Origin of the sequence: Streptomyces humi (assembly GCF_001005085.2) — a bacterium.
Lineage (GTDB): Bacteria > Actinomycetota > Actinomycetes > Streptomycetales > Streptomycetaceae > Streptomyces > Streptomyces humi.
In genome coordinates this window covers 1-14187 of the sequence record NZ_LBMU02000125.1, presented here as the reverse complement: position 1 = coordinate 14187, position 14187 = coordinate 1, and the positions used below count along the sequence as shown (strand labels likewise).

The 14187-nt window shown below is 72.2% G+C and carries 1 protein-coding gene; it reads left to right on the top strand.

What is annotated here, in order from left to right:
* Nucleotides 1-47: 47 nt before the first annotated feature.
* Nucleotides 48-14187 (top strand): non-ribosomal peptide synthetase (locus AAW13_RS41470; protein ID WP_240528921.1); only part of this gene is annotated, 14140 nt, incomplete at its 3' end.

Below are 14187 nucleotides of genomic sequence, written 5' to 3'. Positions count from 1 at the left end.
CTGCCGAACGTTTCCTCCCTGACCCGTTCGCGGCCGACGGCTCGCGTATGTACCGCTCGGGTGACCGGGCGCGCTGGCTCCCGGACGGGCGGTTGGATTTCGTGGGCCGGGCCGATCAGCAGGTCAAGGTCCGCGGCTTCCGTATCGAACCCGGTGAGATCGAAGCCGTCCTGACCGCGCATCCCCAGGTTCGTACCGCCGTCGTGGTCCCCTTCGGCGCCGAGGACGACCGCCGACTGGTGGCCTACCTGGTCCCCGAGGACGTGACGGCAGGCGTCCCGCCCGTCACCGACCTGCGCGCCCACGCCGCTTCCCACCTGCCCGCCTTCATGATTCCGTCCGTGTTCACCGAACTCGCTGCTCTGCCTCTGACTCCGAACGGCAAGCTCGACCGGGCCGCGCTTCCTGCTCCCGATGGTGAACGTGTGGCGTCGGCGGGTGTGTATGTGGCGCCGCGTACCGAGGTCGAGCGGGTGCTGGCCGGGGTGTGGGCGCAGGTGCTCGGGTTGGAGCGGGTGGGTGTCGAGGACAACTTCTTCGATGTCGGCGGCGATTCCATCATCAGCATCCGGGTCGTGGCGCGGGCCCGTGAACTCGGGGTGCACGTCACCGTGGCCCAGCTCTTCGACCACCAGACGGTGGCGGCGCTGGCGACCGTCGCGGCCGCCGAGAACCCCACCGACGCCGAACAGGGCCTGGTCGTGGGGGACTTCCCGCTGACACCCGTACAGCGGGCCTTCCTGGACGGCGGGCAGGCCGACCCGTCCCATTTCAACCAGGCGGTGGTCCTCGACGTCTCCGACGAGGTCGATCCGGAGGTGCTGCGGATCGCCCTGCACGCCCTGGTCGAGCAGCACGACGCGCTGCGCTCCCGGTTCCTGCGCGAGGAGGGCCGGTGGATCGGCCGCGTGGTGGCCGCCGAGCCCGCCGACCTGCTCACGACGGTCGATGCGGTCGGTGCGAGCACAAAGACCTTGGAGGCGCAGGCCACTGGGGTGCAGGCGAGTCTCGACCTGGGTGCGGGACCGCTGCTGCGTGCGGCGCTCTTCGAGCGTGGTGAGCAGGGTCGGCTGCTCCTTGTCGCCGTCCATCACCTGGTCGTGGACGCCGTTTCCTGGCCCGTACTCCTCGAAGACCTCTCCTCGGCGTACGACCAGGCCGCCGACGGCGTCGGGATCGTCCTGCCGCCCAAGACGACGTCCTTCATCCGCTGGGCCGAGCGCCTGACGGAGCTGTCCGGTGCCCCGGAGTCGGCCGAGGAGGCCGCGTACTGGCGGCGCACCGAGGCGGCGGACACCGCGCTGCCGCGTGACCACGACGGCCCGAACCGAAACGCCTCGGTGCGCAACGTGCGCGCGACGCTGAACTCCGACCTGACCGAGCGGTTGCTGCGGGGGGTGCCGCAGGCGTTCCGCACGCAGATCAACGACGTGCTGCTGAGCGCACTCGGCGTAGTGCTCACCGAGTGGTGCGATGCCCCGTCGGTGGTGGTCGATGTCGAGGGGCACGGCCGTGAGGACGTGGGTGCCGATGTCGACGTGTCACGGACCGTGGGCTGGTTCACGAGCGTGTATCCGGTGGCCCTGTCGGGCCCGGCGGACGGTGACCTGGGTGATCTGCTGCGGCGGACGAAGGAGTACCTGCGGGCGGTGCCCCGCAAGGGTCTCGGTTACGGCCTCCTGCGCCACCTGACGGACTGGACACCCGAGCCAGGCCGCCCCGGTGCGGAGGTCAGCTTCAACTACCTCGGCCAGAGCGGCCGTCGTACCGATTCGGGCGAGCCGAGGCGTTTCCGTCCGTCGGGGCGGTCGCTCGGCGGGTCCCGGTCCGGCGACGGCACCCGTACCCACCTTGTCGAGGTCAACGGGCAGATCGTCGACGAAGGACTCGCGCTGGAGTGGACGTACAGCTGTGACGTGCACGACGAAGCGACGGTACGGCGGTTGGCGCAGCGCTACGTCGAGGTGCTGGCCGAGCTGATCGCGTACTGCTGCCGTCCGGACGTCGGCGGCCGCACGCCGTCGGACTTCCCGCTGGCCCGTCTCGACCAGGCCGCCCTCGACCGTATCGAGGAACACCTGCCGACGGAGATCGAGGACGTCCACCCGCTGACCGCCGTGCAGCAGGGCATGCTCTTCCACACGCACCTGGCCGCCGAGCCGGGCATGTACTGGGCGCAGAACGGGCTCCTGCTCGAAGGGGAGCTCGATCTCGACGCGTTGCGGGAAGCCTGGGAGCTGGTGTTCTCACGGCACGAGGTGCTGCGCACCAAGGTCGTGTGGGAGGGGCTTCCGGAGCCGGTGGCCGTCGTCTCCCGGTCCGTGCCGCTGCCCTTGCGTCTGCTGGATCTCGCGCACCTCGACGGGGAGGCCCAGCGGCACGCGGTCGCCGAGCACCTGGAGGCCGACTGGGAGCGGGGGGCCGACTTCTCGGGGCCGACACTGGTACGGATCGCGGTGATCCGGCTGGCCGACGACCGGCACCAGATGGTGTGGAGCCACCACCACCTGCTGCTCGACGGGTGGAGTGTGCCCCTCGTCCTGTCGGAGGTGCTGGACGCCTACCGCGCCCTGCGTGCGGGAGGCCGTCCGGAGCTGCCGGCGCGCGCGCCGTTCCGCGACTTCGTGGCATGGGTGAACGGTCAGGACGGGGAGCAGGCCCGGGCGTACTGGCGTGAGCGGCTGGCCGGTGTCACCGAGGCCACAGCGCTCGGCGTGGAGCGCGCCACCGGCCGGCAAGGGCGGGACGAGCACCGGGTCCCGCTGTCGGCGCCGGTCGCCGAGTCCCGTCTGGCGGAGTTCGCACGCAGGCACCGGATGACGCTGAACACCGTCGTGCAGGGCGCCTGGTCGCTCGTCATGGCGCTGTACGCGGGCACCGACGACGTGGTGTTCGGCGCGACGTCCTCCGGCCGGGGCGGCCAGGTCGACGGCATGGACGACATGGTCGGACTGCTGATCAACACCACCCCGGTCCGCGTCCGTGTCGACCGGGACCTGCCGGTGACCGAATGGCTGGCCGGACTCCAGGACGAGCAGGTCCGCGCCCGGCAGTACGAGCACACACCCCTGGTCACGATCACCGAGGCGAGTCAACTGCCGCCTGGCGAAGCGCTGTTCAGTACCGTTTTCGCCTTCGAGAACTATCCGGACCAGGCCCTGGTCGAAGGCGGCGGGCAGGCACGGTACGCGGCGGACGAAGCGCTGCGGGCCGGCGCCAACTACGGGCGGGACCAGTCGAACTACCCCCTCGGCGTGATCGCGTCCTCCGCGCGCGAACTGGTCGTACGGCTCTCCTACGACCGTGCCCACTTCGACGAGTTGACCATCGCCCGGATGGCGGGCCACCTCGGCACCGTCCTCGAAGCGATCGCCTCCGACACCGGCGGCACCGTCGGCGACCTGCCCGTGCTGCCGACGGCCGAGCGTGACCTGCTCGTCCGCGCGTGGAACGACACCGCCGCACCGCTGCCCGCCGCGGCCGGCGCGCACGAACTGGTCGCCGAACGCACGGCGTCCACCCCGGACGCCGTCGGCGTCGTGGCGGGCGACACGTTCCTCACCTACGACGGACTGGCGCGGCGCGCGGCCCGGCTGGCGCACCGGCTGCGGGCGATGGGCGTCGGCGCCGAGTCCGTGGTCGCCCTGTGCCTGGAACGCGGCGCCGATCTCGCGGTGGCCGTGCTCGCGGTGTGGCAGGCGGGAGCGGCGTACCTGCCGCTGGACCCGGACTACCCGGCCGAGCGGCTGCGGTTCATGCTCACGGACAGCGGAGCCTCGGTGCTGGTCGGACACGAGACGGTGGCCGCCGGCCTCGCCGCGCAGGCGGCGCCCGAGGCCGTGCTGTGGCTGGACGACCCGGCGACCCGGGCCGGCCTCGCCCAGCTCCCCGCCACCGCACCGCCCGTGACGGTCCTGCCGGACCAGCTCGCGTACGTCATCTACACCTCCGGTTCCACCGGCCGCCCCAAGGGCGCCCACCTGTCCCACCACGGGCTCGTCAGCCTGGCCACGGCGCAGCGTGCGGCCCTGGGGACGGGCCCCGACGACACGGTGCTCGGGTTCGCGCCGTTCAGTTTCGACGCCTCGGTGTGGGAACTGGTCATGGCGCTCACGGCGGGCGCGACCCTGGTCGTGGCCCGGACCGCGGAGCGTGCCGACCCCGAACGGCTGTCGGCGCTCGTCGCCCGGAGCGCGGTCACCGTGGCGACCGTGCCGCCGTCCCTCCTGGACGCCCTGCGCCCCGGTGACCTCGCGGGCATCCGCACCCTCGTCACCGCGGGCGAACGGCTGGACGGGCGGCTCGCCGCCGCCTGGCGGGAACACCACCGGCTGTTCAACGCGTACGGGCCGACCGAGACCACGGTGTGCGCGACCGTCGCCGACACCGACGGCACCGGACCCGACGGCACCCCGCCCATCGGCGGCCCGATCGTCAACACCCGGGTCCACGTCCTGGACGCGTCGCTGCGGCCGGTGCCGGTGGGCGTCGCCGGTGAACTGTTCATCGGCGGCCCGCAGGTGGCGCGCGGCTACGGCGGACGGCCGGCGCTGACCGCCGAACGGTTCGTGGCCGACCCCTTCGCCCGGGACGGCTCCCGGCTGTACCGGTCGGGCGACCGCGTCCGGTGGCTCGAGGACGGGCGGCTGGAGTTCCTGGGCCGCTCCGACGACCAGCTGAAGGTCCGCGGCCACCGCATCGAACCGGCCGAGGCCGAGGCCGCGCTCGCCGCGCACCCGGGGGTGCGTACGGCGGTCGTCTCGGCGTTCGGTGAGGGCACCGAACGGCGGCTGGTCGCGCACCTCGTCCCGGCCGACCCCGCCGAGGGCATCCCGGCCGTGGCGGAGCTGCGCGCCTTCGCGGGCGAGCGGCTCCCGGAGTACATGGTTCCGTCGCTGTTCGTCGAGCTGGCCTCCCTGCCGCTGACGCCGAGCGGCAAGACCGACCGCGGCGCGCTGCCCGAGCCGGAGGGGATCCGGGCCGGGCAGGCGAGCGCGTACGTCGCTCCCGCCACGGAGACCGAGGAACTGCTCGCCGGCGTCTGGGCGCGGATCCTCGGCGTGGACCGGGTCGGCGCGCAGGACGGCTTCTTCACCCTGGGCGGCCACTCGCTGCTGGCGATCCAGGTCGTCTCCCGGATCAGGGAGACCTTCTCCGTGGAGATCCCGCTCTCCGCCCTGTTCGACCGGCCGACCGTACGCGGCCTGGCCGCGCTGATCGACGGCTCCGGCCTGTCGGCCGCGCCCGCAGTCCGGCCCGTCGGCCGGGACGACGCCCTGCCGCTGTCCTTCGGGCAGCAACGCCTCTGGTTCCTCGACCAGTTGGAGCCCGGCTCGCCCGAGTACAACATGTCCGCCCGCGTCCACCTCACCGGCGCCCTCGACCTGCGCGCCCTCGGCGCGGCCCTGGACGCGGTCGTCGCACGCCACGAGGTGCTGCGCACCCGCCTGGTCGCCGACGCCGACGGCGTGGCGCACCAGGTCGTCGACCCGCCGGCCCCCGTGCCCCTGCCGGTGGTGGACGTCTCCGGCAGCGCCGACCCGCACGGCGAGGCGGACCGCACGGTCGGTGCGGACGGCCTCACGCCCTTCGCCCTGGCCCACGGCCCGCTGGTCCGCGCCACCCTGCTCCGCCTCGCACCGGACGACCACCTGCTCGCCCTCGCCCTGCACCACGTCGTCTTCGACGAGTGGTCGGACCGGATCCTGCGCCGCGACCTGTCCGCCCTGTACGAGGCGTTCCGCGCCGGCGAGCCCGACCCGCTGCCGCCACTGCCCGTGCAGTACGCCGACATCGCGGTCTGGCAGCGGCGGTGGCTCACCGGTGACGTCCTCGACCGCCACCTCGACTACTGGACCCGCCAGTTGGACAAGGCCCCGGTGCTGGAGCTGCCCACCGACCGGCCCCGGCCGCCCGTGCGGTCGACGGAGGGCGCGGTCACCCGGTTCACCGTGGACCCCCGCACCGCGCAGGCCCTGCGGACGCTCTCCCGCGAACACGGCACCACCATGTTCATGACCCTCCTGGCTGCGTTCGACGTGCTGCTCGCCCGCTACGGCGACACGGACGACGTCGCCGTCGGCACCCCCGTGGCCAACCGCTCCCTCGCCGAGGCCGAGGACCTCGTCGGCTTCTTCGTCAACACGCTCGTGCTGCGCACCGACCTGTCCGGCAACCCCTCCTTCACCGAACTCCTCGGCCGGGTCCGGCAGACGGCCCTGGACGCCTACGGCCACCAGGACCTGCCGTTCGACCGCCTCGTCGACGCCCTCGTCCCGGAACGGGACCGCTCCCGTACCCCGCTCTACGACGTCATGTTCAGCTACGTGCCCGGCGAGCCCGGCGACGGCGCGGCCCAGCCCCAGGAACCGGACCCCGCGCCCACGGGCCCGGAGCGCATCCCCGTCAAGGCCGACCTGGTCCTGACCCTGGCGGACACCGACGGCACCCTCACCGGTGAACTCCAGTTCAGCACCGCGCTGTTCGACGCGGCGACCGCCGAGCGGATGACCGGGCACCTGACGGCCCTCCTCGACGCCGTCGCCGCCGACGCCGACCAGCACGTCGGCGAAGTGCGCCTGCTGCCGCCGGCCGAGCGCGACCTGCTCGTCCACGGGTGGAACGACACCGCCGTCGACCTGCCCGCCACGGGCGGCCTGCACGAACTCATCGCCGCGCAGGCGGCCGCGACCCCCGACACGGTGGCCGTCGTGACAGGACAACGGGCCCTCACCTACGGCGCCTTGATCCAGCGGGCGAACCGCCTCGCCCACCGGCTGCGGAGCCTCGGCGTCGGCCACGAGTCCGTCGTGGCGCTGTGCCTCGACCGCGACGCGGACATGGCCGTCGCCGCACTGGCCGCCTGGCAGGCCGGCGCCGGCTATCTGCCCCTGGACCCCGCCTACCCTCTCGACCGCCTCCAGTTCATGATGAGCGACAGCGGCGCGTCGGTGCTGGTCGGGCACGAGGCGGTGGCCGCCGGCCTGGCCGCGCAGGCGGCACCCGAGGCCGTGCTGTGGCTGGACGACCCGGACACCCTGGCCGGCCTCGCCGCCCTCCCCGCGACCGCACCGCCCGTGACGGTCCTGCCGGACCAGCTCGCGTACGTCATCTACACCTCCGGCTCCACCGGCCGCCCCAAGGGCGTCCACGTGCCCCACCGGGGCGTGACGACCCTCGCCGAGGCGATGCGGCCCCTGCTGCACGCCGGCCCCGGCGACCGCGTCCTCGGCTTCGCCTCCTTCAGCTTCGACGCCTCCGTCTGGGAGGTGGTGATGGCGCTGCCCACCGGCGCGACCCTGGTCGTCGCCGAACGCCAGGACCGCACCCCGCCGGAACGGCTCGCCACCCTGATGCGGCGCACCGCGGTGACCCTGTCGTTCATGACCCCGTCCCTGCTGGAGGTGCTGCCGCCCGACGGCCTCCCCGACCTCGCCGCCGTCCTGGTCGGCGGCGAACGGGTCGAGGCCCGGCTCACCGCCGTCTGGCGCGAACGCCTGCGGCTGCTCAACGTCTACGGCCCCACCGAGACCACCATCGCCAGCACCGCGGGCGACGTCGTGGCCGACGGCACCCCGCCGATCGGCACCGCCCTGTTCAACGAACGCGTCCACATCCTCGACGCGTGCCTCGACCCGGCCCCCATCGGCGTGGCCGGCGAGCTCTACATCGCCGGCGCCGGAGTCACCCGCGGCTACGGCGGCCGCGGCGCGCTGACCGCGGAGCGTTTCATCGCCGACCCGTTCGCCGCCGACGGCTCCCGCATGTACCGCTCCGGCGACCGGGCCCGCCGACTCCCCGACGGACAGCTGGAGTTCGTCGGCCGCGCCGACAACCAGGTCAAGGTGCGCGGCTTCCGCATCGAACCCGGAGAGATCGAGACCGTCCTCGCCGGCCACCCCGGCGTCCGGACGGCGGTCGTCACCGCCCACGGCAGCGGCACGGACCGCAAACTGGTCGCCTACCTGGTCCCCGCCGACATGGCCGAAGGCATGCCGCCCGTCGGCGAGCTGCGCGCCCACGTCGCCGACCACCTGCCCAAGTTCATGGTCCCGGCGGTCTTCACCGAGATGGCCGGGATGCCGATGACCCGCAGCGGGAAGATCGACCGCGCGGCCCTGCCCGCCCCCGACGGAGCCCGCGCCGACTCCGCCCGCGCCTACGTCGCACCCCGCACCGGCGTCGAGCGCGTCGTCGCCGACGCGTGGGCGGAGGTGCTCGGTGTCGACCGCGTCGGCGTCGACGACAACTTCTTCGACCTCGGCGGCGACTCCATCAGCAGCATCCGTGTCGTCGCCCGCGTCCGTGAGCACAACGTGCACGTCACCGCGGCGCAGCTGTTCGACCACCAGACGGTGGCCGGTCTGGCGTCCGTGGCGGCGGCCGAGAGCGGCGCCGACGCCGACCAGGGCGTGGTATCCGGCGAGTTCCCGCTGACCCCGATCCAACGGTGGTTTTTCGACCGGGAGTTGCCCGAGGCCGGGCACTTCAACCAGTCGGCGGTGTGGGAGGTCGCCGGCGAGGTGGACGCCGACGTACTGCGGACCGCGACCCGCGCGGTGCTGGACCAGCATGACGCCCTTCGGTCGCGGTTCGAGCGCCGGGACGGCACCTGGACCGGCCGCGTCGTGACGGAGGAACCGGCCGATGTGGTGTCCGTGATCCACACGGCCGCCGAGTCCCTGGAGGCGCAGGCCACCCGGGCCCAGGCGAGCCTGGACCTGCGGCACGGTCCGCTGCTCCGGGTGGTGCTGTTCGACTGCGGGAATGCAGGCCGGCTGGTCCTGGTGGTCGCACACCACCTCGTGGTCGACGCGGTGTCCTGGCCGGTCCTGCTCGAAGACCTGGCCTCGGCGTACGAACAGGCCGCGGCCGGCGCACGGGTGGTCCTCCCGCCGAAGACGACGTCCTTCGTACGGTGGGCGCAACGGCTGGCGGAGCTGGCCGCCTCCCCCGAGACCACGGCGGAGGCCGAGTACTGGCACGGGACCGCGGCACAGGCGACGCCCCTGCCCCGCGACACCGCAGGGCCCAACCCCGTGGCCGCGACTCAGGACGTCGTCACCACCCTCGGTGCGGAGGACACGGAGCGGTTGCTGCGGGAGGTGCCGCAGGCGTTCCGCACGCAGATCAACGACGTGCTGCTGAGCGCGCTGGGCGCGGTGCTCACCGAGTGGTGCGGTGCTCCGTCGGTGGTGGTGGACGTGGAGGGTCACGGCCGTGAGGACGTGGGTGCCGATGTCGACGTGTCACGGACCGTGGGCTGGTTCACGAGCGTGTATCCGGTGGCCCTGTCGGGTCCGGCGGACGGTGACCTGGGTGATCTGCTGCGGCGGACGAAGGAGTACCTGCGGGCGGTGCCCCGCAAGGGTCTCGGTTATGGCCTCCTGCGCCACCTGACGGACTGGACACCCGCGCCCGGCCCGGGTGCTGAGGTCAGCTTCAACTACCTCGGCCAGTTCGGCGGCCAAGGCCCCGACCGGGAGACGACCGAGGACACACGGCGCTTCCGGCCCGGACGCGGATCACTGGGTCGCCCCTGGTCGGCCCAGGGCGACCGCACCCATCTCATCGACGTCAACTGCCGTGTGTCCGACGGCGGACTGGAGATGACCTGGACGTACGGCGGTGAGGTGCACGAGGAAGCGACGGTAAGGCGACTCGCGGAGCGGTACCTCGAAGTCCTGACCGACCTGATCGACTACTGCTGCCGCCCCGGGGCCGGCGGTCACACCCCGTCGGACTTCCCCCTCGCCCCCCTCGACCAGTCCACCCTCGACCGCGTCGAGGAACAGCTGCCGACGGCGGTCGAGGACATCTACCCGCTCACCGCCCTGCAACAGGGCATGCTCTTCCACACCCGGCTGTCCGCCGACCCGGGCATGTACTGGGTGCAGAACGGCCTGCTGCTGGAAGGCGACCTCGACCTCGACGCGCTGAAGAGGGCCTGCGGGCTGGTGTTCTCGCGGCACGAGGTGCTGCGCAGCACGGTCGTGTGGGACGGCGTACCGGAGCCACTGGCCGTGGTCTCCCGGTCCGTCCCCCTGCCGCTGAGCCTCCTGGACCTCTCGCACCTGGAGGCGGACGCCCAGCAGCGGGCGATCGAGGACCACCTCGCCGAGGACTGGCAGCGGGGCGCGGACTTCTCGGCCCCCACACTGGTCCGGCTGACACTGCTACGACTGGCCGAGGACCGGCACCAACTCGTCTGGAGCTACCACCACCTCCTGCTCGACGGGTGGAGTCTGCCCATCGTCCTGGGCGAGATGCTGGAGGCCTACAACGCCCTCCGTACGGGTGCCGAACCGCGCCTCGCGGCACGGGCACCCTTCCGGAACTTCGCCGCCTGGGTGGCCGGCCGGGACCTGGACGAGGCACGCGCGTACTGGCGCGAGCGGCTGGCGGGCATCACCGAGACCACGACCCTCGGCGTCGAGCGAGCCACCGGCGATCGAGGACGGGACGACCACGAGGTCTCCCTGCCGTCCGCGACCGCGGCGAACGGTCTGGCGGAGTTCGCCCGTCGCCACCGGCTCACGGTCAACACGGTGGTGCAGGGTGCGTGGGCCCTGGTGCTGTCCCTGTACGCGGGCTCGGACGACGTGGTCTTCGGCGTCACGTCCTCCGGGCGGGGCGGCCAGATCGACGGTATGGACGACATGGTCGGACTCCTCATCAACACCACGCCGGTCCGCGTCCACGTCGACCGGGAACGGACCGTCGTCGATTGGCTGACGGCGGTGCAGGACGAGCAGGTGCGCGGCCGTGCCTACGAACACACACCACTGGTGACGATCAACGAGAGCAGCGAACTCCCGCCCGGACAGCCTCTGTTCGACACCCTCTTCGTCTTCGAGAACTACCCGGACCACACCCTCGCCGAAGGCCGGGAGACATCGGCGGCAAGCGGCCTCCAGGCCGGCTTCAACTACGGCCGGGAACAGGTCAACTACCCCCTCCACATCACCGCCGGCTACGGCCGGGACCTCAGGATCAAGCTTTCGTACGACCGCGCCCGCCTCGATGCGGTGACGGTGGAGCGGTTGGCCGGTCATCTGGTGACGGTGTTGGAGGCGGTGGGGGAGGACGCGGGCCGGCGTGTGGGTGAGTTGCCGGTGTTGTCGTCGGGTGAGTGGGATGAGGTGGTGGCGGGCTGGAATGCCACGGCTGCTGTGGTGCCGTCGGTCGGCGGGGTGGGGGAGCTGGTCGCCAGGCGGGTGGCGGGGGCTGCGGATGTGGTGGCGGTCGTGTCGGGTGATGTGGTGGTGACGTATGGCGGGTTGATGGCGCGGGCCAACCGTCTCGCCCATTACTTGCGGTCGGTGGGTGTGGGTGCGGAGTCGGTGGTGGGGCTGTGTGTGGAGCGTGGTGTGGACATGGTGGTGGCGGTGTTGGCGGTGTGGCAGGCCGGTGGTGCGTATCTGCCGTTGGATCCGGAGTTTCCTGCGGATCGGTTGGAGTTCATGCTGGCGGACAGTGGTTGCTCGGTGTTGGTGGGGCATCGGTCGGTGGCTGGTCGTCTGCCTGTGCGGACGGCGGTGTGGCTGGACGACGCTGACACGGGTGTGGCCCTTGCCGGGTTGCCGTCTTCGGCTCCGGACGTTTCGGTGCGTGCGGATGGGTTGGCGTATGTGTTGTACACGTCCGGTTCGACGGGTCGGCCGAAGGGGGTGCTGGTCGGGCAGCGGAACGTGGTCGGTTTCCTGACCGCGATGGCTCAGAGGCCGGGCCTGAGCGCTGGTGACGTCCTGCTGGCGGTCACCACGTTGGGCTTCGACATCTCGGGGTTGGAGTTGTGGTTGCCGCTGGTGACCGGTGCCCGTGTGGTGGTGGCGCCGCATGAGACGGTGGTTGATCCTGGCCGTCTAGCAGGTGAGTTGGTGCGGACGGGTGCTTCGGTGGTGCAGGGGACTCCGTCGTTGTGGCAGATGCTGTTGGCCGACGGCTGGCCGGGTGTCGAAGGGCTGCGGGTGCTGTCGGGTGGTGAGGCGCTGCCGGCCCGACTGGCGGAGGCGCTGCTGAGCAGCGGTGCCGAGGTGTGGAACATGTACGGCCCGACGGAGACGACGATCTGGTCCACCTGTGACCGGGTGACGGATGGCCCGCTGTCGATCGGTTCGCCGATCGCCAACACGCGGGTGTATGTCCTGGACGAGCGGCTGCACCCGGTGCCGGTGGGCGTGGCGGGTGAGTTGTTCATCGGTGGCATGGGCGTGACCCGTGGCTACCTGGGCCGTGCGTCGTTGACCGCCGAGCGCTACATTCCCGACCACTTCTGCGGTGACGGCACTCGGCTGTATCGCACCGGCGACCGTGTGCGCTGGCTGTCCGAGGGCCGTCTGGAGTACCTGGGCCGGGCTGACGACCAGCTCAAGGTGCGCGGCTTCCGTATCGAGCCCGGCGAGATCGAATCCGCGCTGAGCGCTCATCCGCGAGTCGGCGCAGCGGTGGTCGTCGGGCACGGTGAGGGCGCGGAGCGCCGTCTGGTGGCCTATGTGGTGCCGTCACGGCCGGGCGAGGACGTTCCTTCGTCGGCCGAGCTTCGCGACCGGGTGCGGGGGGTCGTGCCGGAGTACATGGTGCCGTCCCTGTTCGTCGGGCTGGCGGCCCTGCCGCTCACTCCCAACGGAAAGATCGACCGCGCCGCCCTCCCCGAACCCGAGGGCCTGCGATCCGGTCTGGAGGGCGCGTACCTGCTCCCGGCGACCGCGACCGAGGAACTGCTCGCCGGAATCTGGGCGCAGGTGCTGGGTGTGGACAGGGTCGGCGCGCTGGACGGCTTCTTCGACCTGGGCGGACACTCCTTGCTCGCCACGCAGATCGTCTCGCGGGTGCGTGAGGTGTTCGCGGTGGAGATTCCGTTGGCCGCGCTCTTCGACCAGCCCACCGTGCGCGGTCTGGCCGCCGTGATCGACGGCGCGGGCCGGGGGAGTGTCCTGCCGCCGGTCACACCGGCGGACCGCGACCGTCCGCTGCCGCTGTCGTTCGCGCAGCAACGACTCTGGTTCCTTGACCAGTTGGAACCCGGCTCGGTCGAGTACAACCTCCCCACGCCCATGCGCTGGCGGCACGCCGTCGACGTCTCCGCGCTGGGCGCGGCCCTCGGGGCGCTCATCGCCCGGCACGAGGTGTTGCGCACCCGGCTGGTGACCGACACCGAGGGAGTACCGCACCAGGTGATCGACCCGCCCTCCGCTTTCCCGCTGCCGGTGGTGGACGTGTCCGGGGCCCACGATCCCGACCTGGCGGCCCGGCAGTTGGCTGCCTCGGACGCCGTCACGCCCTTCGACCTGGCCGGCGGACCCCTGATCCGGGCCGTCCTCATCCGCCTTGCCCCGGACGACCACGTACTGGTGCTGGTGACACACCACGTGGTCTCCGACGACCTGTCCGACCGCGTCCTCCAGCGCGAACTCCGCACGCTGTACGAGGCGTTCCGGGACGGGGAGCAGAACCCGTTGCCGCCGCTGCCGGTGCAGTACGCGGACTTCGCGGTCTGGCAGCGGCAGTGGCTGACCGGGGGCGTACTGGAGAGCCAGCTGCACTACTGGCGGGACCAGTTGGCCGGTGTCCCCGTTCTCGAGCTGCCCACCGACCGGCCCCGTCCGCCCGTCCGGTCCACCGACGGTGCGGTGCGCAGGTTCGTCGTGCCGACCCCCACGGCCGATGCGCTGCGTACGCTCTCGCAGGCGAACGGCACGACGATGTCCATGACGCTGCTGGCAGCCTTCAGCGTGCTGCTCGGCCGCTACGGCGGCGCGGAGGACGTGGCGGTCGGCACCCCGGTGGCGAACCGGAACCGGGCCGAGACGGAGGATCTGATCGGGTTCTTCGTGAACACACTGGTCATGCGGACGGATCTGTCCGGCGATCCGACCTTCACCGAACTCCTCGGCCGTGTGCGCGAGACGGCGCTCGGCGCCTACGCGCACCAGGACTTGCCTTTCGAGCAGTTGGTGGACGAGCTGGTCGTCGAGCGCGACCGCTCGCGCACCCCGCTCTTCCAGGTCCTGTTCACCTACGCAGCAGCGGATCCGGGCGAGGCGGCCCCGACCGTCGGCACGAGCCCGGCCGGCGGTGCCCATGAATCGCTGCCGGTTAAGTACGACCTGGTCCTGGCCCTGGCGGAGTCCAATGGCGGTCTCACGGCGGAGATTCAGTACAGCAGCGCGTTGTTCGATGCGGTGA